The organism is Anaerococcus sp. Marseille-P3625 (assembly GCF_900232825.1).
GTDB lineage: Bacteria > Bacillota > Clostridia > Tissierellales > Peptoniphilaceae > Anaerococcus.
Genome location: NZ_OCTP01000010.1, coordinates 61674 through 86020, shown reverse-complemented (window position 1 = coordinate 86020; position 24347 = coordinate 61674). Strand labels below are relative to the sequence as shown.

At 29.9% G+C, this 24347-nt stretch carries 22 protein-coding genes; 1 reads left to right on the top strand and 21 read right to left on the bottom strand.

What is annotated here, in order from left to right; all coding sequences use genetic code 11:
• Positions 1-5: 5 nt before the first annotated feature.
• From pfkA to murB, 6 genes are read right to left on the bottom strand one after another with little or no spacing between them, the layout of a single operon-like run.
• Positions 6-965, bottom strand: a complete 960-nt coding sequence (gene pfkA, locus CS884_RS01725) for a 6-phosphofructokinase (protein ID WP_099320377.1) — start codon at positions 963-965, stop codon at positions 6-8.
• Between the two features lie 9 nt (positions 966-974).
• Positions 975-4427 carry a DNA polymerase III subunit alpha gene (locus tag CS884_RS01720; protein WP_099320376.1) on the bottom strand — a complete coding sequence of 1151 codons (3453 nt, stop codon included), beginning with the start codon at positions 4425-4427 and terminating at the stop codon, positions 975-977.
• A gap of 15 nt (positions 4428-4442) precedes the next feature.
• The gene (gene whiA / locus CS884_RS01715) at positions 4443-5339 is read right to left on the bottom strand and encodes a DNA-binding protein WhiA (protein WP_099320375.1); all 897 of its coding nucleotides are present in this window, start codon (positions 5337-5339) and stop codon (positions 4443-4445) included.
• 8 nt (positions 5340-5347) lie between these two features.
• Positions 5348-6064 carry a tyrosine-protein phosphatase gene (locus tag CS884_RS01710; protein ID WP_099320374.1) on the bottom strand — a complete coding sequence of 239 codons (717 nt, stop codon included), beginning with the start codon at positions 6062-6064 and terminating at the stop codon, positions 5348-5350.
• Between the two features lies 1 nt (position 6065).
• A complete protein-coding gene (gene rapZ / locus CS884_RS01705) occupies positions 6066-6914 on the bottom strand; it encodes an RNase adapter RapZ (RefSeq protein ID WP_099320373.1) in 849 nt (282 codons plus the stop codon).
• On the bottom strand, positions 6914-7816 hold the full coding sequence (murB, locus tag CS884_RS01700) for a UDP-N-acetylmuramate dehydrogenase (RefSeq protein WP_099320372.1): 903 nt from the start codon (positions 7814-7816) through the stop codon (positions 6914-6916). The genes rapZ and murB overlap by 1 nt, the downstream gene beginning before the upstream one ends.
• Positions 7817-8079: 263 nt before the next feature.
• Between murB and rpmB the strand changes: the two genes are divergently transcribed.
• Positions 8080-8268, top strand: coding sequence for a 50S ribosomal protein L28 (rpmB, locus tag CS884_RS01695; RefSeq protein WP_099320371.1), 189 nt, complete (start codon positions 8080-8082; stop codon positions 8266-8268).
• Positions 8269-8377: 109 nt separating this feature from the next.
• Here the strand turns inward: rpmB and rpe are convergent, their stop codons facing one another.
• The 15 genes from rpe to CS884_RS01620 form a co-directional block, all read right to left on the bottom strand.
• Positions 8378-9040 (bottom strand): ribulose-phosphate 3-epimerase, encoded by a 663-nt coding sequence (rpe, locus tag CS884_RS01690; RefSeq protein ID WP_099320370.1) that lies wholly within the window; start codon positions 9038-9040, stop codon positions 8378-8380.
• On the bottom strand, positions 9034-9903 hold the full coding sequence (gene rsgA, locus CS884_RS01685; RefSeq protein WP_099320369.1) for a ribosome small subunit-dependent GTPase A: 870 nt from the start codon (positions 9901-9903) through the stop codon (positions 9034-9036). Before rsgA ends, rpe begins: the two co-directional genes overlap by 7 nt.
• On the bottom strand, positions 9900-11861 hold the full coding sequence (gene pknB / locus CS884_RS01680; protein WP_099320368.1) for a Stk1 family PASTA domain-containing Ser/Thr kinase: 1962 nt from the start codon (positions 11859-11861) through the stop codon (positions 9900-9902). The genes rsgA and pknB overlap by 4 nt, the downstream gene beginning before the upstream one ends.
• A 9-nt stretch (positions 11862-11870) precedes the next feature.
• Positions 11871-12593, bottom strand: a complete 723-nt coding sequence (locus CS884_RS01675; RefSeq protein ID WP_099320367.1) for a Stp1/IreP family PP2C-type Ser/Thr phosphatase — start codon at positions 12591-12593, stop codon at positions 11871-11873.
• Between the two features lie 2 nt (positions 12594-12595).
• On the bottom strand, positions 12596-13621 hold the full coding sequence (gene rlmN / locus CS884_RS01670; RefSeq protein WP_099320366.1) for a 23S rRNA (adenine(2503)-C(2))-methyltransferase RlmN: 1026 nt from the start codon (positions 13619-13621) through the stop codon (positions 12596-12598).
• 1 nt (position 13622) lies between these two features.
• Entirely contained in the window at positions 13623-14906 is a 1284-nt protein-coding gene (rsmB, locus tag CS884_RS01665) for a 16S rRNA (cytosine(967)-C(5))-methyltransferase RsmB (RefSeq protein ID WP_099320365.1), read from the bottom strand.
• Positions 14903-15832, bottom strand: coding sequence for a methionyl-tRNA formyltransferase (gene fmt, locus CS884_RS01660; protein ID WP_099320364.1), 930 nt, complete (start codon positions 15830-15832; stop codon positions 14903-14905). Before fmt ends, rsmB begins: the two co-directional genes overlap by 4 nt.
• A complete protein-coding gene (gene def / locus CS884_RS01655; RefSeq protein WP_099320363.1) occupies positions 15825-16301 on the bottom strand; it encodes a peptide deformylase in 477 nt (158 codons plus the stop codon). The genes fmt and def overlap by 8 nt, the downstream gene beginning before the upstream one ends.
• Before the next feature lie 42 nt (positions 16302-16343).
• Positions 16344-19805 carry a chromosome segregation protein SMC gene (gene smc / locus CS884_RS01650; protein WP_257875754.1) on the bottom strand — a complete coding sequence of 1154 codons (3462 nt, stop codon included), beginning with the start codon at positions 19803-19805 and terminating at the stop codon, positions 16344-16346.
• Positions 19806-19852: 47 nt separating this feature from the next.
• Entirely contained in the window at positions 19853-20938 is a 1086-nt protein-coding gene (locus CS884_RS01645) for an elongator complex protein 3 (RefSeq protein WP_099320361.1), read from the bottom strand.
• Positions 20931-21644 (bottom strand): ribonuclease III, encoded by a 714-nt coding sequence (rnc, locus tag CS884_RS01640; protein ID WP_099320360.1) that lies wholly within the window; start codon positions 21642-21644, stop codon positions 20931-20933. The genes CS884_RS01645 and rnc overlap by 8 nt, the downstream gene beginning before the upstream one ends.
• Positions 21644-21868 carry an acyl carrier protein gene (locus CS884_RS01635; protein WP_099320359.1) on the bottom strand — a complete coding sequence of 75 codons (225 nt, stop codon included), beginning with the start codon at positions 21866-21868 and terminating at the stop codon, positions 21644-21646. The genes rnc and CS884_RS01635 overlap by 1 nt, the downstream gene beginning before the upstream one ends.
• A complete protein-coding gene (gene plsX / locus CS884_RS01630; RefSeq protein ID WP_099320358.1) occupies positions 21861-22841 on the bottom strand; it encodes a phosphate acyltransferase PlsX in 981 nt (326 codons plus the stop codon). Before plsX ends, CS884_RS01635 begins: the two co-directional genes overlap by 8 nt.
• 44 nt (positions 22842-22885) lie before the next feature.
• Complete coding sequence (rpmF, locus tag CS884_RS01625; protein ID WP_099320357.1) at positions 22886-23065, bottom strand: 50S ribosomal protein L32; 180 nt, start codon at positions 23063-23065, stop codon at positions 22886-22888.
• 72 nt (positions 23066-23137) lie between these two features.
• The gene (locus tag CS884_RS01620) at positions 23138-24328 is read right to left on the bottom strand and encodes an acetate/propionate family kinase (protein WP_099320356.1); all 1191 of its coding nucleotides are present in this window, start codon (positions 24326-24328) and stop codon (positions 23138-23140) included.
• Between the last annotated feature and the right edge of the window lie 19 nt (positions 24329-24347).

The window sequence follows — 24347 nt, the reverse complement described above, 5'->3', positions numbered from 1 at the left end:
TCCTTTTATTTTGAAAGGTTATTTGCTAATTCGTACAAATTTTCATTAAATTGGGATTTACTACTAACAGCCTCGTCGATAGTAACATCAATTAGTTTACCATTGACAAAACCTATTGCAATGTTTGTTTTTTCCTCCAGTAAGAGTTCTACTGCATGAGCGCCCATTGTTGATCCTAAAAGTCTATCAACTGCTGAAGGAGAGCCACCTCTTTGAACATGTCCTAAAACTGTAACTTTTGTTTCGATTCCAGTTTTTTCTTCAAGTTCTCTTGCTATGGAATAAGCATCGCCAACACCTTCTGCTAGGGTAATTAAATGGTGTAATTTTCCTCTTTTTCTACCATGTTCCATCTTTTCTATTATTTCATCAATTGAAAATTCATGTTCTGGAACAATTATAGATTCGCTTCCACCTGCAAGACCTGAAAATAAAGCAAGGTCCCCACAATTTCTACCCATAACTTCTACAACAACCGCACGGCCATGGGAACTTGATGTATCACGAAGTTTTCCTATGGCATCACTTACAGTTTCTATTGCTGTAAAAAATCCTATGGTGTAATCTGTATAACCCATATCATTGTCGATTGTTCCTGGGATTCCTATAGTTTTTATTCCTAAATCTGATAGAGCCTTAGCTCCCTTGTAAGAGCCATCTCCACCAATTACAATCAACCCTTCTATGCCGTAATCAGTAAGGATTTGAGCTGCTCTTTCTTGTCCTTCTTTTTCCTTAAATTCACTGCTTCTTGCTGTTCCCAAAATCGTTCCACCCTTATGGATGATATCTGCCACAGATGAAACATTCATCTCGTAAATATCACCTTTCATAAGTCCATCAAAACCATTTCTGATGCCCTTTATTCTCATTCCATTATTTAAAGCAGTTCTAACAGCTGCTCTTATGGCAGAGTTCATACCAGGGGCATCGCCACCGCTTGTTAAAATACCAATTGTTTTCATACTTACTCCTTAATTTAACTTAACATTTTCTTTTCCTAAAAATTTAATAAAATTTTCTAACTTTTCTTCACTTGTGTCAACCCACAATTTCTCATCTAATTTTACTGTTTTTTTCTTATCTGCAAAATATATTACAACTGGAGTCTTTCCCAAGTTTTTCTTAATCATTTCCTTTAAATCATTATACTTATCAAAATTAATTTTTATATATAGAATTTTTAATTGCATTTTTTCTATATCAAAAATTTCTGATGCAAGTAATTTTATATCATTTTCATCTACTTGCAATCTTCCTTTGACAAGAACTAGCTTATCTTCCTCTACAAGATTTCTAAATTTTCTATAAGTTTCAGGGAAAATTATCATCTCTATATTACCATACAAATCTTCTAGATTAGCAAATGACATAAGCTCACGTTTTTTTGTCATTATTTCTGATTTATTTGTGATAATTCCTGCCATACTAACAAATTTATTATCTAATCTTGCCAATTCAGTTTCTGTAAGTTCATCTTTAAAATTTGTTTGATAAGTTACTAAATCTTTAAGTCTATCGCCAGCATCGCTTAAAGTATGATCTGTTATATAAAACCCTAAAACATCTTTTTCAAGAGATAATTTTATATTTTTAGGGTATTCATTAATTTTAGGCATATTTATATCATCTACTGACTCTTCGCTACTAACTGCTAAATCCAAAAGATTTATCTGACCTTTAAGATTTATCTTTTGGCCTTCGTGGATATTTGCCATGGCAGATTCGTAAATTGCCATCAATCTACTTCTATAATAACCCATGCTATCAAAAGCTCCAGCCTTTATAAGCGACTCTAAGCCCTTTTTGTTTAAAGCTCTGCTATCGTATTGTTCAATTCTTTCTAGAAAATCCTTGAAATTTTTAAATTTCCCATCTTTTTCTCTAGTATTTACTATGGCAGTTATAAAATTGCTGCCTAAATTTTTTATAGCCGAAAGACCAAAAATTATTTTTTTGTTTTTTACATGGAAATTATTATATGACCTATTTACATCTGGTGCAATTATTTCAATTCCCAATTCTTTTGCTTCGCTTATGTAGGCATATAATTTAGAAGAACTATCCATCACAGAAGATATCAAATTTGCCATATATTCTTCTTTGAAATAATATTTCAAATATGCCGTTTGAACTGCAACCAAAGAATATGCTGCTGAGTGTGATTTATTGAAAGCGTATTTGGCAAAAGAAATCATCTCATCATAAATTTTGTTGGCATTTTCTCTGTTTACACCATTTCTAATACATCCTAGTATTAGAACAATTCCATTTTCATCAACTTTGCCATTGACAAAAATTTCCCTATTTGCCTGCATGACATCCATCTTTTTCTTGCTCATAGCTCTTCTAAGATTGTCTGCTTCTCCTAGAGAAAATCCTCCCAATTGTTGAACAATCTGCATAACTTGCTCTTGGTAAACTATTATTCCGTAGGTGACTTTTAAAATTGGTTCAAGTTTTTTGTCAATATATTTTATATCATTTGGATTATTTTTATTGTGGATATAAGTTGGGATTTGATCCATTGGCCCTGGTCTAAAAAGGGAATTTGCCGCAACTAAATCGTCAAAAACTGTGGGTTTTAGATTTTTTAGGAAATTTCTCATTCCTGATGATTCAAATTGAAATAAGCCTATTGTTTTTGCCTTATTGAATTGATTGATGATATTTGGATCATTTTCATCGATTTTGTCTATATCGATCTTAATGCCACGATTATTCTTAACATCTTTTATAGTATCTTTGATAACTGTAAGGTTTCTTAGACTAAGAAAATCCATTTTTAATAGTCCTAATTCCTCAATTTCTATCATGTTAAATTGAGTTACAACTTGATCGTTGGATAAAGCCAAAGGAACTATATCCGTTAAAATTTCCTTACTCATCACAACTCCTGCCGCATGGATAGAAGTATGGCGAGGTAAGGCTTCGATTTTTCTTGCAGTATCAATTAATCTTTTGGATTGGACATCATTTTCATAGGCTTGCCTAAACTTATCTGATTCCTCCAAAGCTCTATCAAGGGTCATATTTATAACTTGTGGGACAAGCTTAGCTATCTTGTCAACCTTGCCGTAGGAAATATCCAAAACTCTTCCTACATCTCTAATGGCATTCCTTGCTTGCATTCTACCAAAAGTTACAATTTGAGAAACATGATCTCTGCCATAAAGCTCATTTACATATTCTACAACTTCATCACGCCTTACATAATCAAAGTCTATGTCTATATCGGGCATAGAAACTCTTTCTGGATTTAGAAACCTCTCAAATATTAGATTATATTTCAGTGGATCAATTTGTGTAATATCTAGGGCGTAAGAAATTAAAGAACCTGCTGCAGATCCACGACCTGGACCTACTGCTATGTCATTATCTTTGGCGTATTTTACAAAATCCCAAACTATTAAAAAATAATCCACATAGCCCATATTATTTATTACAGTAATTTCTTTTTCGGCTCTTTTTCTAATATCTTCTGTTATTTTCTCGTATTTTTTTTCAAGACCATCATTTACAAGCCTTATTAAATATTCTAAATTTGTGGTGTTTGCTGGAAGTTTTGAAAAAAAAGGAAGGTGTGGATGGTGAAATTCTATTTCAACATTGCACATATCCGCTATTTTTTGGGTATTTTCAATTGCTCTATCATAATCCTTAAAAATCGCAGCCATTTCTTGAGGGGATTTTAGATAAAATTCATCGCAAGGCATCTTCATCCTATTTTCATCTTTTAAAAGGGCGCCTGTTTGAATGCAAAGCAAAACATCTTGATAATAGGCATCTTCCCTATTTATGTAATGGACATCATTTGTTGCCACAAGCTCAATTGCTAAGTCTTTATGAATCTTATTTAAAGTTTCGTTTACTTTGATTTGCTCTTTAATCCCGTGATTTTGCAATTCCAAATAATAATTTTCTTTACCAAAAACTTCTAGGTATTTTTCTGCTGTCTGATATGCTCCTTTGATATCATTTTCAATAATTTTTTGATTTACTTGCCCATTTAGACAAGCACTTAAGGCTATTAGTCCCTTGGAATATTTCTTTATAAATTCAAAATCAACTCTTGGTTTATAATAAAATCCCTTGACATAGGCTTCAGAAACTATTTTTAGTAAATTTTTGTAACCTTCGTTATTTTTTGCAAGCAAAATCAGATGATAATATTTTTTATTTGTTGGATCTTTTATAAGATGATCTTTTTCTGATACATAAACTTCGCAGCCGATAATTGGCTTGATGCCTTTTTCCTTAGCTTTTTTGTAAAATTCTATAACTCCATACATTTGTCCATGGTCAGTTATAGCCAAAGAATCCATGCCCAATTCTTTGCACTTATCTAGAAGGAGATTTATTCTGGAAAATCCATCTAAAAGCGAATATTCAGTATGTACATGTAAATGCGTAAATTTATTTTCCATTTTTTCTCCTAAATTTTAATCCAAATCTTCAGCCATTTTTATAAATTTTTGTAGTCTATAGTTTACTTTTGATTTACTCATTGGTGGATTAAGCATTTGACCAAGTTCTTCTATTGATGTGTAAGGATTATCAACTCTTAATTCTGCAAGCTCTTGCAATTCTTTTGATAGAGATTTTAGTTTATCATTTTTATCAAGTAGTTTTATAGCAGCAACTTGCTTAAGCGAAGCTTTGACTGTTCTATCGATGTTGGCCTTGTCAAAATTTGTTTGTCTATTTATATCATTTCTTATAGATTTCATAGCTCTGACATCTTCAAGTTCAAATAAAGATTTATTTGCACCAATAATTGCCAAAAAATCCGAAATTTTATCGCTATCTTTCAAATAAATTACATAAGATTCCTTTTTATCATTGATCCTTGGCATAAGTTCAAAAATTTCCATTAATGATTTTATAAGCTCTGCTTCCTTTAAAGAATTTGCAGTAATTTCAAGATTATATCCTCTCATAGGATCATTAATCGAACCTTTTATAATAAAAGCAATTTTAAGTAATGATTTTATATGGTCCAAAGAAACATCGTCTAAATCACAATCCTTATTAAAAAAGAAATTTCTAGACTCATTTATTAAGTCATCTGAAATGCTCGATTCTTCGATAATTATCGTAAATAACCTATCTTTTTGCTTATCCTTAATTTCAAAAATAGGTGAATAATCGTAGACTTCTTTGATTAAATTATAAATGTATCTTGCAAGATTATTTGATTCAGTTTTAAAAAGGACAGCAAAAATATTCTTTGATATTCTTATTGAAGCTAAATATTGAAATATTGACAATAATTCAGCTTTTTCATTTATGGGTTCTTTTTTTAAAACTTCTTTTTTGCATCTTTTTGAAAAAGACATCTAATCACCTAGCTTAATAATTTTCTCTTTAGTTTTTCTATGATTTCCTTATCTACTCCTGCATAGGCTAGATAAGCTTCGAAGCTTTCGTATTTTCTGATCAAATATTCATAGGCTTCTTTCATATTGTAAGGACTAGTTATTCTAAAGACAGAATAGGGTTCATTTTCATCATATCTTTCTACATATCCTAAATATGCCGAAGAAATTTCATAATCTGCTATGATATCAGATCTTGAAACATTGGCAAGACCTAATAGTATCATAGAAATTATTCCCGTCCTATCTTTGCCTTCTTGGCAATGAAATAAGCTTATACCATTATCTTGGCTTAGAACTTCCATTATTTCTCTAATTTTTTTATAATTATCTATCAAAGTCCTGTAAGTTGATCCAATGGAAATTTCTCTATTGATAATTTGTCGTATTTCTTTTTCTCTAAGGCCCTTATCTGGAGCTAATGATATCTGATGGTAATCAAAATTTGCCTGTAATTTTTTATAACTTTGGCTTTCAAAAGGTATTTCACTTTCTCTTCTTAAATCGATTAAAGATTTTACTCCATAATCTTTTAAAAATTTTATATCACAATCTTTGGCATCATCAAGAGTAGCTGTCCTTAGAAATTTCCCCCAACTAGTGACTTTACCATCTAAGGTAGGAAATCCTCCCAGGTCTCTAGCATTTTTTATATTTACTATTGCTAATCTTCTACAAAACTGCATTCTACCACTTATCCCTATCTCTGTGTTTTTTTATTAATATATAATCGCTGTCTTTCATTAACTCATACATACTTTCGACCATATAAACCGATCTGTGTTTGCCGCCAGTGCAAGCAAAAGCAATGGTTAGAGTATTCTTTCCTTGTTTTTCAAATTCTGGAATCAAAGTTTTTAAAAGCTCATATACCATTTTCTTAAATTTATTTGTTATTTCAAAACTATCAAGGTATTTTTTTAACTTATCATCTTTGCCATTTAGTTTTTTTAAATCTTCAATATAATAAGGGTTCGGCAAAAATCTCATATCAAAGACATAATCAAAATTTTCGCTTATGCCATTTTTGTATCCAAAAGATATGAGATTTATAATCATCTTTTTGCTTTTTGTTGTTAGATCTTCGATGACTTTTTTTAGCTCTTTGCTTGTGTAATCGCTGCTGTCGATGAATCTATCGGAAATTTTTCTTATTTCTTTTAATAATTCTTTTTCCTTTAATATTCCATCTGCCACACTACCATATTCTCCCAAAGGATGAGGCCTTCTATGTTCGTTGTATCTTTTTAAGATCACACTATCATTGCAATATAGATAAATAATTTCTGTATCAGGATTTAATTCTTTTAAGCTTTCAAGTGAACTTTTCAAATCACTATCTATATTGTGCGACCTAAAATCTATTACCGCCGCCATTTTTTCAATTGGTTTTTCTTGAATTTTATTGAGTTCTATTAATTTTTTTACAAGATAAGCTGGGCAATTGTCCATGGCATAATAACCCATGTCTTCAAAGGCTCTTAGAGCTGTGGTTTTCCCAGATCCACTTAAGCCAGTAATTATTCTAAGCTTCATTACTTTTCCCCAATTAATTTGACCTCACGTTCTAATTTAAAACCAGTTTTCTCATAAACAATATTTGCTACATGATCGATAAATTTTAACATCTCTTCACTTGTTGCATTGCCTTTATTTATAATAAAGCCACAATGTTTTTGGCTTACCGCGCAATCGCCAACAGCATATCCACGTAGTCCACACTCATCAATTAGTTTTGAAGCATAAGAGCCCTCTGGTCTTTTAAAAGTAGAACCAGCAGATTTTTTATCTAAAGGCTGTTTAGAGGCTCTTCTGTTAGTATAGTCTTCGTATTTTGCTTTTGCTTCATTATTCTCATCATAGGTTAAATTAAAAGTTGCTGAAGAAACTATCAAATTATCGTCAAATATTTTTGAATGTCTATAAGAAAAATTCATCTGATCATTAGTAAAATTATATTCATTTCCAAAGTAATCAAAGGCATTGACGCTTAGACAAAGATCTTTTATCTCTTTTCCATAAGCTCCAGCATTCATTGCCACAGCTCCTCCAACTGATCCTGGAATCCCGGATATTTCTTCCATACCCGTTAGAAAATTTTCTATGGCAAATAGGGCTGCAGAATTTAATTTACATCCAGCATAGGCAGTTAATTTATTTCCATCTACACTTATAAAGTCGTAGTTATCTGCTAATAATAAGACGCATCCTCTAATTCCTTTGTCTGTAACTAAGAGATTTGACCCTCTACCTATAACTGTTGTTGGAATATTATTTTTATGATTAAATTGTAATAAGTTTTGTAATTGTTCTTTGCTTTTGACTTTGACTAAAACATCACTTGGTCCGCCAATGCCCCAAGTTGTGTAATCTTTTAGCAATTGATTAAAAAGGATTTCTCCAAAATCCTCATCTTTATATAATGATTTATAATCCATCTTACCTCCTAGATTTAATATTATTAAATCTTAGTTCTTCCTATTAATTATACCGTAATTGTTCGATTTTGTTGTATAATTTAAGCAAAATGTTTGATAATAATTTTTATTTTTTTATTTCACGATTGACTTATTAGTTATTATTTTAATTATTGGGAAATTTTATAAATGAATTTTTAATATATCAGTTTAAAAATTTGTAATTTACCAAAAGATTTGGTAAAATAATAAAGATTAATCGTAAAAAGCTAGGAGGTGTTTAAATGGCAAAAGTATGTGATGTATGTGGAAAAGGTACAAAAGCTGGAAAAACTATTACTTTCTCCCATAGAAATATTAACAGAACCTTTAAACCAAATGTGCATAAAATTAGAGCTATTGTAGATGGAACTCCAAAAACAATCAACGTATGTACTAAATGTTTAAAATCTGGAAGAGTTGAAAAAGCATAACAAAATGCTTTTTTTAATTTAAGGACTTGAGTAAAAATCATTTTACTAAAGTCCTTTTTTTATTGTAAATTTTAAATGCTATTCAAATTTGACAAGAAAAAAAGCCACTTTATAGTGACTTTTGTTTAAAAATTTGATAATAATTATTTATTTGACTTTTTATATCTTTAGCAAATACATCTGATCCTGCAACAATTATATCTGCTCCAGCATCAATGACTTTATTTACATTTGTAGTTTTGATGCCACCATCAACTTCAATTTTTACATCTAAATTATTGTCATCAATGTATTTTCTAAAAAATTTAATTTTTTCTAAAGAATCTTCCATAAAACTTTGACCGCCAAAACCAGGCTCAACGCTCATTATCAATATCAAATCGATTTTATCAATAAAGGAAAGCATGGATTCTTTATCTGTTTTTGGTTTAAAGGTTAGACCTGCTTTCATGCCAGATTTATTTATAAGATCTAAAGTTTCTCCCAAATTTTTGCAAGCTTCATAGTGAACTGTTAATCTGTCTGCTCCTGCTTTTTTGAATTCTTCAATATATCTTATAGGTTCTTCTATCATCAAATGCGTATCCAAAAAATAATTGCAATTTTTTCTTAGATCGTTTATAACTTTAAAGCCAAATGAGATATTTGGAACAAATATTCCATCCATTACATCGACGTGCAAGATTTTTAAATCCGTCCCATAAGTATTTTCTATATCTGATTTTAAATCATAGAAATTACAAGATAATATTGAAGGTGCCAATTCTACCATCTGTTTTCTCTCCTTTTTTTTATATCGTTAAATAACAAAATATAATTCTTGTAGCGACTTTCAGAAATTTTTCCATCTTTAAGTTCTTCTTTGACTTTGCAGGATGGTTCATTTATGTGATTGCAATTGTTAAATTTGCAAGCTTTATTTCTCATTTCTACAAAGAAATTTTTTAAATCATTTTCATCTGTAATAAAGTCAAAATCAAAGCTATCAAATCCTGGTGTGTCAAAGATAAAAGTCTTATCGTCTATGGCAAAAATTTCCGTATGCCTAGTTGTATTTTTGCCTCTTTTGGATTTTTCTGAAATTTCTCCAATTTCTATGTCTTTATCCATAAGATTTGAAAGAAAAGTGCTTTTTCCTACACCAGAAGATCCAGTTACTGCTGAGGTTTTATTTTGGAGAATATTTTTAATGCTCTCTTTTGGCAAATCATTATAATTATCAATGGCTAAGACTTTATAGCCAATATTTTCATAAGTTTTTGCCAAATTTTGAGCTTTATTTTCTTTATCTAAATCTATTTTTGAAATTATTATAACCACTTCTATATTTTTATATTCGCACATGGCAAGATATTTATCCAAATTGAACAAATTTAGGGGTGGATTATTTATCGTGACAAAAAGTAAAATTTGATCGATATTAGAAATATTCGGTCTTTTTATCTCGTTTTTCCTTGGAAGAATTTCTGTTATATAGGCATTTTCTTCATTTTGCATTTCAAATATAACTTCATCACCTACCAAAGGTTTGATGCCCTTGACCCTAAAATTCCCACGAGCTTTTGCTAAATATGTCTTATCATCATTTTTTACAAAATATAACTCTTTTTGTGATTTTATTATTTTCCCTCTCATTGATTTACACTATAAACCCCATAAGATTGTCCATCAACCACAACTTCAAGACTTGCTCCAAGATTTGCTTTTAGATTTAAGCTTAAAACCCCGCCGTTATTTTCAACATCAGCTTTTGTCATAGTTTGATTTATAAGACTTTCTGATCTTTGGCCATTTACAATATCATAAACCACAACGTTAAATTCATCTTTTGGATCTGTGATTGTTACTTTTAGCTCAACATTTCTAAGCCTATTATTTTCATTTGTTTGTATTTTTTCAGATCCTAGACTGATATTTATATCTATCTGTGAATCTTTGGCAACTTGAGTTCCACTTGCTATTGATTGGTTCATAACAAGTCCTTTTTGGGTGCTTTCACTATTATAATAATTTACATTTCTTAGCTTTAACCCTGCTTCATCTATCATTGCTCTTGCACTTGACTCGCTTTGGCCTAAAAGGTTTGGAACTTCAATTGTTTCTACTCTTTTATCTAAACCAGAGCTTACAACAACATCTACTTCCGTTCCTGATTGAATATTTTTATTGGCTCTTGGATCTTGACTTATTATCAAATCTCTTTCTACACTATCGCTTTTTTGACTACTAGATCTGCCAAGTTTAAGGCCTGCTTCTTTTAAAACTTCTTCAGCTTGAGAAATCGTCATATTTCTAAGATCTGGAACTTCAACTTCTCTGCCACCACTTATGACTAGATTTACTTGGCTACCTCTTTCAACTTTGGTATTTGGATTAGGATCTTGGCTCATAACTTTGCCAATTTCATATTCGTCACTTTCTTCTGTCATTGATATATTTGCTCTAAGACCTTTTCTTGCCAATTCATCAAAGGCTTGTGATTTATCAAGATTTAAAACTGTTGGAACTTCAACCATATTTTTGTTGGTTCTATTTCTCAAAAAATAAACTGCACCAATTAGCAATAAAGCTAAAATAAATAGTGGCCAAATTTTAAAATTAGAATTCTTAACCTTTTTTGTCTTTTTGTTATCAGATTTTGAAACATATACTACTTCTTTTTCTTCGTCATCTTCTTTTTGATTTTCGTATGGGCTACTAATAGTAGCTTCACTTGGAACAACTATTGGTATTTTTGCTGTATCATTAAAATCTTCATATTCGTCAACGTAGTTTTCGTCATTTAAGGCATCAATCAAGTCTTTGGCATTTAAAAATCTCTCTTGAGGCTCTTTATTTAAGAGTTTCATTATTATTGAGTTTAATTTGTTAGATAGATTTGGGTTTAAGTCCTTTGGAGGTGTAGGCTTATCTTGTATATGCATCAAGGCTATTCCTACAGAATTATCTGCTTCAAATGGAACATGGCCAGTTGCCATTTCATACATTACAGCTCCCAAGGAATATAAATCGCTTCTTTCATCTACAATATTTCCCTTGGCTTGTTCAGGAGATATGTAATGAACAGTTCCCAAAATAGAGCTTGTATAAGTAATTGTCGCATTTGAAGAAACTCTAGCTATTCCAAAATCCGTTACCTTTAATAGGCCATACTTATCTATTAAAATATTATGTGGTTTGATATCTCTATGAATTATGCCAGCTTGGTGGGCTGTCTTTAGAGCCTGGGCAATTTGAATTGAATAATCTGTTATTTCCTCATTAGATAGTTTGCCTTTTTCTACTATAAAATCTTTTAATGTTTGACCATCTACATATTCCATAACTATGTAATAAATTCTTTGGCCCTTGTATAAATCTTCTCCAATATCAAATACATTTACTATATTTACATGAGATAATTTGGCTGCTGATTGAGCTTCTATATTAAATTTTTTCAAAAATTCATCATCTTCTGCATATTGATCTTTGAGGATTTTGATAGCTACAAATCTATCTAAAAGCCTATCTTTGGCCTTATAAACTTTTGCCATTCCTCCAACGCCAATTTGCTCAATAATTTCATATCTTTGATCTAAAATTATATTTTCCATATTTCCCTCTTATATCCTAATGGTGGTTACAGTCACATTGTCACGTCCACCATTACATATTGCAGCTTCCACTAAATATTTTGAGATATCATAAACATCATCGTATTCTTTGATTATTTTTTTTATCTCTTCTGCACTTAGTTCGTTGGTCAAACCATCTGTTACTAAAAATACAAGGTCATCTTTATGATAATCCATTGATTTATTATCGGCTCTTACATCCAAAGATACTCCAACTGCCCTTGTAACAGCTGCTTTATTTGAAAAATTTTCTGCCTCTTCTTCATTTAAAACTCCACTATTTAATAGTTCATTTACCAAAGAATGGTCTTTTGTAAGTTGTTGTAAATTATCATCTCTAAAAAGATAAATCCTAGAATCTCCTATGTGGGAGATGTGAATTTTATTTTCTATGTAATCAATGCAAAGGCAAACAACAGTTGTTCCCATCTTTTCTTGTTTTTCTTTGGAAACTTTAACAACTTCACTATTGGCAAAAATAATTGCTTCTTCTTGAAGATCACTTACGCTTGAATAATCTTTGATATTTGCATCTTTTATAAAATTTGTAAAACTTTCAACGGTTAAAGAACTTGCAAGTTCTCCATCGCTATGACCACCCATTCCATCAGCAACTATGAAAAAATCATAATTATCGATGGAGACATTCCCATATGAATCTTCATTTGTTTCTCTAACTTTTCCGATATTAGAAATTGTGCTAAATTTCATAATCACCTCGCATAATTATTTCTTAGCTGCCCACAGCTAGCATTTATATCTTCGCCCATTGAATATCTTATAGTCGCATTTATGCCATTTTTTGTAAGTTTATCCCTAAATTCATTTATTATTTTCTTCTTTGTTTTCCCATGGTCAAATTCTTTTATTGGATTTAGAGGTATGAGATTAATATGGGCGTTTTTTCCCTTTAGAAGTTTTGTAAGACTATCTAAATCTTCATCAGTGTTATTAACTCCATCAATTACAACATACTCATAAGAAACTCTTCTTTTTGTTTTATCCAGATAATAATCACAAGCTTTGATTAGCTCTTTGATGGAATATTTTTTTGCTATTGGCATAAATTTTTGTCTTTTCGAATCAATCGCATAGTGCAAGCTTACTGCCAAATTCACATCCAAATTGCTATTTGCAAGCTCATAAATTTTATCGCAAAGTCCAGATGTGGAAAGAGTTATGGATCTATGAGATAAATTTCTACCTTTTTCATCTGTGATAATTTCAAGAAATCTCTTAATGTTTGAAAAGTTATCGAGAGGTTCGCCAATGCCCATTATAACAATATTGTTAATATTTCCATTTAATCTTTCTAGCTCATAAACTTCTTCTATAAGCTCTGAAGCTGTCATATTTCTTTGAAGACCATTTTTTGTAGAAGCGCAAAATTTACAAGCCATCCTACATCCAACTTGAGAAGAAATACAAATAGTTTTTCTGTCCTTATATTGCATAAAAACAGCTTCTATAATATTTTTATCATCAAGCTCTAGCAAATACTTTTTTGTTTGATCTAATTTTGATTCAAAAACTTCAAGCTTTCTAACCTTATCTATGGCGTAGTTTTCACTTAGTTTATTTCTCAAATCAATTGGCAAATCAGTCATCAAATTAAAATCATTAATCTTATTAACATGAATTTGCCTAAAAACTTGTTTGGCTCTAAATTTTGGATAGGCATTTTCTACAAAGATTTGCTCTAATTCTTCAATTTTTTTATCGTTTAAAGTTTCTTTCATACTATATCTTCTTAAATTTACTTATAAAAAATCCATCTGTATGGTCAATAAAATTTGTAAATTCCAAATATTTCTTGCCATCAATTGGAACAACTTCTAAATCTTCTTTATTTTTTAGATAATTAAAATTTTCGATATTTTCAATCTTTCCTATGGTACAAGTTGAATAGATCATATATCCGCCCTTTTTTAAGTACTGCAGAGAATTTTCTAAAATTTGCCTTTGCAAAAGCGAAAGATTTTTTATATCTTCTATAGTTCTATTATATCGTATTTCTGGTTTTCTTCCTATAACTCCAAGACCTGAGCATGGTGCATCTACAAGTATATAATCAAATTTTTCTTTTAATTTTTCCTGATAAATACTTGCGTCAAAACTAGTTAATTCAATATTTTTTAGCGATAATCTATCAATATTTTCTTTGATTAGGCTTAGTTTATCAGCCAATAAATCATTTGCCAAAACTTTACTATTATTATTTACATATTCTCCAATATAGGAAGTTTTTGTTCCCGGAGCTGCGCAAATATCTAAAATATTCGAATTTTCTTTTGGATCTAAAACTTCAATAGCCTTCATTGAAGCTTCTTGTTGAATGGTAAATAATCCTTCCTTAAATTCTTTGCTATTTGCCAAGCCAGAAGGATTTAAAATTATCAGTGCATTTTTTGAAATATTACTTTCTTTTACTATAAAAGACTTAGCTTCCAACAATTTTTTTAGGTCGGAAACATTTGTTTTTAAATTATTTACTCTAATGCTTATCAATTGCTCTGAATTTACATATCTTAGGAAATTTTTAGTATATTCTATTCCGTAGTTTTCAAAAATGTAATTTGTTATTTCTTCTGGCATCGAATATTTAATTGATAATGATTTTAGGTCATCACTTTCTTTGATTTTTGCAATTTCTTTTTCATCTCTTATAAAATTTCTAAGAATTGCATTTACAAAGCCAGCAGATCTAGGATTTATTTCTTTGGTCAGATTTACAAGCTCATTAACAATAGCATAATCCTTAGTGTTTAAAAAATGTATATCATAAAAGCCAATTTCAAGAATTATCAAAGTTTTTTTGTGGATTTTTTTAAGTCTAACACTTGAAAGTTTCCTAATCATATAATCTAAATATATTTTATTTTCTAAAACACCGTAGATAATTTTCGTTAGGAAACTTAAATTGTCGGCGTAATTTGCGTATTTATTAATTTGATCATTGGATTTTTTGTTAGAATTTAAAACTTCATCTAATATATTAAGACTTAATTTATAATCGTTTTTCAAAGATAAATTCCTTTTTTAAAGTCGTTGCCCAAGAAAAATACACTAGTTTCCATTGGCTTTTTGCCTGGAAATTGCAATTTATTTATTTTTATTGCACAATCTCCAGTTCCTATGATAATATTATTTTTTCTATCAGCCTCATAAACATAACCTGGATTTGCCTTATATGAATCTAGTATTTCTGCTTCTAAGACTTTTACATTTATCCCTTCGTATTCAAAAAATGCCGTTGGATAATCAATCAAGGCTCTTATTTGATTATAAATTTCAAAACTTGTTTTGTTCCAATCAATTTTTCCCATTTCTTTGCTAATTTTTGTTGTATATGTGGCAAGACTATCATCTTGTTTGATTCTATTTTTATAGATATTATCAAAATCTAACAAAGTTTTTAAAATTGCCTTTGATCCAAGGTCGGACATTTTTTCTTCAAGTTGGTAGTAATTGAAATCACTAGGAATTTCGACTTCATCTTGAATTAATATATCGCCAGAATCCATTCCTTTTTCTATAAGCATAGTTGTAGGAGCCGTTTTTTTATCTCCATTTAATAGAGTAAATTGCATTGGACTTGCTCCCCTATATTTTGGAAGTAGGGATGGATGTAAATTAATTATCCTATCTTTAAATTTTTCTAAGAGCAAATTGCCTATGATTTGTCCAAATGCAACCACAACTATAAAATCGATTTCAAGTCTTTCTAAATATTCCACAAATTCTTTAGTATTTACAGAATCAGGGTTTGAAACTTCTATATTATTTTCTAAAGCGTACTTTTTTACAGCTGTTGGTGTTAGTTTATTTCTAGATCTTTTTTTATCTTTTGATGTCACTACCAACTTTAGATTTATATTTTCATTATTATAAAGAACATCCAAAGTCTGCACAGCAAACTTTGGATTGCCCATAAAACATATATTAAGCATTTATAACTTCGCTTTTAACCTCTTCTATAGATTTATCTCTAAATAAAATACCATCTAAATGGTCGATTTCATGAGAAAGGATAACTGCTGGAAATCCATGAGCATCCCAAATTTTCTCTTGGCCATTTTCATCTAAATATTTTACTTTTACATGTTCAGCTCTTTTTACTGTTGCATTAAAATTAGGAATAGAAAGACAGCCTTCAATTCCTATTTGTTCTCCATCCGCTTCGATAATTTCAGGATTAACCAACTTTACAAGGCCTGTTTCTTCATCATGGGGATCAACAACAATAATTCTCTTTAATATTCCTACTTGAGGGGCTGCAAGACCAACGCCTTCAGCTTTGTACATAGTTTCTGCCATATCATCAAGTAATATTTTTATTCTATCTGTAATCTTAGGAACTTTCTTAGATACTTTTCTAAGTATCGGATCTCCTTCGACTCTAATATTTCTTATTGCCATATAGTCTCCTTTAATAATATTTTACTTTTTATCAAAGATGTTTCAATTTTTGTCAAAGTCAAGCGAATAAATCTTACTTACTCCTTGATCATCTATGGTTATGCCATGAATTTTTTCTGCCAATTGCATAGTTGTTTGCCTATGAGTTATCATTATAAATTGAGAATTTTTGGCAAGCATTTTTAGATACTCAATGTATCTTTTTATATTTGTTTCATCAAGAGCAGCATCAATTTCATCTAAAATTGCAAATGGTGCTGGATTTGTCTCAAATATCGCAAAAAGCAAAGCTACTGCTGTTAGAGATTTTTCTCCTCCGGATAAAAGTGAAATTGTCTTTAAAGATTTTGACGGAGGTCTTGCAATTATATCGATTCCCGCATTTAGAGCATCGTCGCTATCAAGTTTTAGGCTTGCATTTCCTCCCATAAACAAAATTTTAAATATCTTCTGAAAGTTTTCATTTATTATTTTGAAATTTTTGACGAATTCATCTTTCATTTCACTTTCAAGAGATTTTATCATCTCTTCAATATTAGCTTTTGACTTTTTTAAATCACTTACTTGCCTATCTACAAAATCAAAATCTTCTTTTGAACTTCTATAATTTTCCAGTGAATCAGCAGTAAAATACCCAATCTTGTTAATTTCTTTTTGAAGATTTATTAAGTCGGTCTTATTTACCTTAATAATTTCCTCATCTTTGTATTTTTCTTCTAATTCATCAATATTATTAGTTAAAAATGGTTCAATTTCATCTAACAAATTTTCGTAATCTTTGCTATAAGTTTCTAATTTATAGTCGTTTTTTACCTTGTCCAAATTAATTTGTGAAAGCTCATCCTCGTTTATTTTAAGTTCATCTAGTAAATCTTTGTTATTTTTTTTGGCTTTTTCATAAACTAATTTTTTCTCAGATAAATTTGCATTTAATTTTTCTAAATCGATTTTAGAACTTTCTAAACTACTTGCAATTTTTTCATTTTCAAAATGGATATCTTCTATTAATTTTTTATTTTCTTCTCTTATCTTTTCTTCTATTTTTTGACTATTATTAATATTGTTAATATCATCTTTTATTTTGCCGATGGTATTATTTAGCATATTAATATCTCTATTAGCTATTTCCAAGTCATTTTTTTCTTTGATAAGATTTTTATCCAAGTCAGTTTTTTCTTGACTTAAATTTTCCAAAGAATTATTTATTTCTAGTAAATTTTTATTATACTTATCTTTTTCTTGGTATAATAAGTTGATTTCGCCTTGATCTATTTGAGAACTTTTTTCTTCTAATTTATCAGTTAATTCATTTTTTTGTCCTAGGATATTTTCTACTTTGTAGTTTAAATTTGAAATATTATTGGTAAATTTACTTATTTCTTCTTTGTTTTTATAAAATTTGCTGTTGATTTTTTCTAGAGAATCTTCATTTTCTAACTTTTTATCTTTGATTATTTTTAGTTTACTTTCAATAGCAATTCTTTCTCTTTTTAGACTTACTACTTCATCTTTGCTATCTTCTAACTTTTTATTTCTATTAATAATTGAATTTTGATTTTTTTTATTTTTATTTGAACCAGAGGCCATTGAACCCCAGGCATTTATAATATCCAAATCAAGTGTGATAATCCTATAGCTCTTAATTTTTTTTGATAGGCTTGTCGCATCATCGATATTTTTTACAACTACCGTTGATCCCAAAAAATGATTTATTATATTTGATAATCTATTCTCATAATCTACCAGTTCATAGGCCATGGCTATTACTTCTTTGTGATTTGGTTTTTCTTTTTTGCTAGCAAATATAGAATCTATTGGCAAAAAAGTTACCTGACCTAAATGATTTTGGTTGATAAATTTAATTAAATCACGGGTTTCATCTTTTGTTCTACTAACTACATTTTGTAGGGCATTGCCTAAAAGTTTATCTAGTATATCTTCGTAGCCACTTTTGATGGTGATAAGATTTGCAAGTGTATCTTCATAAAGATTATTAAGATTATTGGCCTTAGTTTTATTTAAAAATTCGCTAACTGAATAAAAATATCCCTCATTTTTATCTATGAGATTTTTATTGAATTTATAATCATTTATAGCAACTTTTAGATTAATTTCGTTTTTGCTAAGGGCATTTTCGCAATCTTTGACATCTTCATCATTTGTTTTAAGGTCTTGATCTAATTTGAAAATTCTTTGGCTTAATGATTCATTAATATTTACAAGTTCAATTTTTTTCTTGCTTAAATCGTTAATTTGTCCATTAATTTCATCTAAAATCTCATTTAATTTTTCAAGTTTTAAAAGATTTTCTTCTTTTTCTTTGCTAAATTTTTCATCTAAAATTTCTTTAGTCTTGATATTGATTTCATAATCATAAATTTTTGGATTAATTAAATCAAGTTTATCATTAATATCTTTTGATTTTACTTTTAAAGATTCTATATCCTCATTTATCTTTAGTAATTGATTTTCGTTTTCTTTGATATTTTTAGATAAAATATCTCTGTAAGAATTTTTCTCAGATAAATTTTCTTTTTCTTTTTCTAGCTGAGCTTCTAAGTTTGAAAGTTTATTAGTATTTTGATCATTACTTTGGCTTAGTCTATCAAAATCTTTTTGTGTATAGGAAAGCTTTTGCTTATTTAAATCTATTTTATTTTTATTTTTTTCTATTTCTCTTTCTTTAATTTTTATAAAATTTTCTAAATCTTCTATTGATTTTTGGCTCTTTTCGTTTGTTTGATTAAAAGGAGCAAGTTTTTCTCTTGTTTCTTCAATAAGAGCGGTTTTCGCCAGGATTTTTTTATCAAAATCTTCTGAAAGATTTTTTGTTTTTGAAATTTGATCTTTTAATTTTATTGATTTGTTTGAAAAATAATTGTAGGATTTGAAATTTAAGTCTTCGCTTAATTTAGCCCACTGATTGTAATTATCTGCCTCATTTTTCAGTTTTTCTAGATCTTTTTCCTTATAGGATCTCTCATATTCAATAAGCTCCAAATCTTCACTTACTTTTATAAGCTTCTTACTTGCCTCATCTCTTCTATATTTGTGCTTGGCAATTCCACTTGCTTCTTCAAATATAGCTCTTCTTTCTAAATTTGATGAGCTTATTATTTCATCAATCCTGCCCTGGCCAATTAGGGTGTAACCTTCTTTGCCAATTCCAGTATCTAAAAAAAGTTCCTTTACATCTTTAAGTCTAACTTTTTTGCCATTTATTTTGTATTCATTTTCTCCATCCCTATAAATTCTCCTGCCTATTACCACTTTGTCATAAGCTATATCTAAAACTTTGTCGAAATTTGAAAATGTAAGATTAACTTCTGCTAAGTTTAGAGGATTTTTGTTCTCACTTCCTTGAAAAATCACATCATTCATCTTGCCACCACGAAGTGATTTGGCAGATTGTTCGCCCAAAACCCACCTTATGGCATCAGAAATGTTTGATTTGCCAGAACCATTTGGTCCAACTATAGCAGTTATTTGATTGTCAAAAGTTATTGTTGTTTTTTCTGCAAAGGATTTGAATCCTTTTAGCTCAATTTTTTCTAATCTAATAGTAAATCACCACCATAGTTTTCTTCTACATAAGAATTTATAAAATTATCTATATCAAAATCAATTTTATTTCCTGCAAAGGATAAATATTTTTCATCATTTATGGATTGAAATTTGATATTTATTCCATATTTTTTATAAAAATATGTTTTGTTAGCTTTTTTATTGCCTGCTATCAAAGAAATATCTTGATCTTTACAGGCTATAAGTATTTCATCTGAGATTTTATATTCTTCTATCAAAAATTCTATATATTTCTTGTAAATATTTGCCTCGACCAATTGCCTAATGGCTGGATGAAAAGGTCCTGCTATTACGTCTTTGCCGTAGTTGATATTTTCTGTCGGTTGTAAACCAATTCTAATTATTGGAATTTTTGCATATTTGTATAAAATTGCAAGCTCACTTGCTATTTCAACACCACTATCAAGACTAAGTGGCTCATAAATACCAGCCTTATAAAGATTAGAAAGTTTGGTATCTTTTATAACAAGAGTTGGATAAATCCTAACCATATCAGGTTTTAATTTTATAGACTTGATAGCCGTGTCAATTGACTTTTCAAAAGTATCCTCAAATAATCCTGGCATTATTTGATGGCCAAGAGAAAAACCATATTCTTTTATTAATTTTGATGCATAAATACTATCATCAACACTATGCCCTCTGTCATTGTTATCCAAAACTTCTTGATCAAGCGATTGAATGCCAAGTTCGATAATGTCGACAGAATATTTTTTTAATAAATCAAGAATTGAATTATTTATATAATCAGGTCTAGTTGAAAGTCTGATTCTATCAATAATTCCCTTCTTCTTGTATTGGCCAGCAATTTCTAAATATCCAACCATTACTTCTTCGCTAAGTCCTGTAAATGATCCACCAAAAAAAGCAATCTCTTTTAGCTTATCCTCATCTTTAAAATATGATAAGTTTTTTTCAATTTCCAATCTAAGCTTATTTTTATCCATGGTATCTTTGTAATTGGTAATTTTGATCTGATTACAAAAGGCACAATCGTGAGGGCAACCCAAAAAAGGTATAAATATTGGAATTATATATTCTTTTTTAGACATTTTTTATGACCTCAAGTGCGTTTTTTGCAGCATCTTGTTGGGCATTTTTCTTATTTTTGCCAAGGCCTAGGGCTAAAACTTTTTTACCATCTTTTACTGCCATGGTAAAAGTTTTATCATGTTCAGGTCCCTTTTCATCTACCAATTCATAATTTAGAGCCTTTTTGCCATGAGAATTGTAATATTCTTGAAGTTTAGTCTTGTAATCATTAAAGATACTCTCATCTTCTATTACTTCAAGAGCCTCATCTTTAAATCTTTCTATTATAAATTTAAATAGAAATTCGTAGGAAGAGTCCAAGTAAATTGCTGCACAAACAGCTTCAAATGTATCAGCTTTTACGTGTTTTTTTAGTTTTCCACCTTGTTTTTTTTCACCTTTACCGAATCTTAGATATTTTGTTAGATCAAATTTTTCGCAAGCTTTTGCAAAAGAATCTGTACAAACTAGTCTTGATCTAGTTTTTGTAAGCCAACCTTCTGGTTTGTTGCTGTAATGGGTAAATAAAACTTCGCTTACTATCATATCTAAAATACTATCTCCAAGAAATTCCAATCTTTCATTGCTCAAAGATTGTTTTCTTGACTCGTTGATATAAGAAGAATGAGTAAAGGCTACATCTATCAATTTTTTGTCATTGAAAGTGTAGCCGATCTTTCCTTCAAATTCACTAATTTGTTTAAGTCTATCTTTTGATAATTCCATCAATTTTTGCTTTCTATTAGCTCGGCTATATCGCCTAGGGTTTCAATTTCATCAAGTTCATCTTCAGCAAATTCGATATTGTATTTTTCTTCTAATAGCATTATGAAATCTAACATATCAATTGAATCAATATCAAGGTCAGATAATTTTGTATTCATTTGCACATCTGATAAATCAATATCTAAATTTTCATTTGCTAATTGTATTAATTCATCTCTAATCATTTAATTCTCCTTCAATTTTACTTATTACATCCTTGTCTATATAATCCATTAGTCCCAAAATTCCATTGGCAAAGGCTGTTTCATTGGCATTGCCATGAGCCTTGTATACATAGGATTTTACCCCTAATAAAGGTGCTCCACCAACTTCATCAGCACTAAATTTCTCTGTTAGCTTTTTTAGGTCGTTTTTTATTAAGGCTCCAGCAATTTTGTTTTTGCTAGATTTGTATAGTATATTTTTTAATTCTTTTCCAAATAATTTTAAAACACCTTCTGCAGTTTTAAGTGCAATATTTCCATCAAAACCATCTGCAAGAATAATATTGCTTTTTGATGTAAATAGATCTCTGGATTCGATATTGCCGATGAAATTTAGGTCAGATTCTTTTAAAAGTCCGTAAGTTTCTTTTGTAAGCTTATTGCCTTTATGTTCTTCAAGACCAACATTTAATAGTGAAATCTTTGGATTATCAACATTCATTACATTTTCCAAGAAAACTTTGCCCATCAAGGCAAATTCATAAAGCATCTCCGCTTTGCAATCCATATTTGCTCCAGAATCCATCAACAAAGTAATTTCGTCTGTAAGTGAAGGTAAGCTTACTGCAAGACATGCTCTTTTTATCCCCTTAATTCTTCCTCCAATAAATAGACCACCAGCTAATAATCCTCCAGTTGATCCAGCTGAAATAAGTCCGTCATAGCCTTCTTCTTTTAATTTGTTATAGGCTAGGACAATTGAGGCGTCTTTTTTGCCTCTTATAGCTCTTACAGGATCTTCATTATTTGATATAAAATTATCTGTATGGATTATTTCATAATCAGAGATCCTTGAATTTATATATTCTTTAATATTTTCTTCATTTCCAACAAATACTGGGGTGAATTTTCTTTTTTCTAAGGCTTTTATAGCTCCATCAATTGTTATCTTATATCCAGCATCTGCTCCAAATGTATCAATTAGTATTTTCATAAGTCCTCTTTTAGGTACTAAAAAAGATAGTGTAAAACACTATCTTATTGTTCGTCAAATATTGCTTGGCCTTTGTATTCTCCACAGTTTGGGCAAACTCTGTGTTGAAGCTTTGGCTCATGACAATTTGGACACTCAACAAAATTTGATCTATTCAAAGTATAAGCTGAGGCTCTTCTTTTATTTTTTCTTGTTTTTGATGTTCTTCTCTTTGGTACTGCCATCCTTACACCTCCTCTTATCAGTTTTAGCAATCTTTAACATTATATATTCTATATCAAATATTGTCAAGGAAATTATTTAACTAAATTTTGTGTATCTCTTGCAATCATCAACTCTTCGTTTGTAGCAACAACCATAACTTTAACTTTTGAATCCTCGGTTGAAATTATATGTTCACCACCACGAACTTTGTTAGCTTCTTTATCAATTTTTATACCAAATTGTTCAAAGCCTTTCATCATTTCTTCTCTAAGTTCTATTGAGTTTTCTCCGATTCCACCTGTAAATACTATGGCATCGCATCTTTCAATTTCTGCCATATATCCAGCTATATATCTTTTTGCACGAGTTGTAAACATATCTAGGGCATATTGAGCTCTTTGGTTGCCATTATTAGCAGCTTCTTCTAGATCTCTAAAGTCAGAGCTTACTCCAGATACCCCAAGAACTCCAGATTTTTTGTTTAAAAGATCATTCATTTGTGAAGGAGATAAATTTTCTTTTTCTTCAATATATGTTACAACTGTTGGATCCAAATCTCCTGATCTTGTTCCCATTACAAGTCCTTCAAGTGGAGTAAGTCCCATTGTTGTATCAAAAGATTTTCCTTCTTTGACAGCTGTGATTGATGAACCATTTCCTAAGTGAGCTGAAATTATATTTGTTTGGCTTAAATCTTTGCCTAAAAGATCAGCTGCTCTTTTTGTTATATAATTGTGGCTTGTTCCATGGAAACCGTATTTTCTAATTGCTTCTTGTTCATAGTATTTGTAGTCGATTCCATAAAGGAAAGTTTTTGCTGGCATTGTTTGATGGAAAGCTGTATCAAATACTGCAACATTTGGCACATTTGGAAGTAATTCTTCACAAGCTTTAAGGCCCATTAAGTTTGCAGGATTGTGAAGTGGAGCAAATTTTGCTGCTTCATTTATAGCTTCTTTAACTTCATCGTCAATTAGGGCAGATTTTGTCATTTTTTCTCCACCATGAACGAATCTATGTCCAACAGCATCGATTTCATCTAGGCTTGATAAAACACCATTTTCACTATCTACAAGGGCATCAAAAACGTGTCCTACAGCTTGGGTATGATTTTCCATTGGCTCTTCTATTATAAATTCATCGCCATTTTTCTTTTGAACAAGACGACTTCCTTCAATGCCAATTCTTTCAACAAGTCCTTTTACCAAAACTTCTTCATTTTCCATATCAAATAATTGATATTTTAGTGATGAAGATCCACAATTAATTACTAAAATTTTCATTTAAACTCCTTTTTATTTG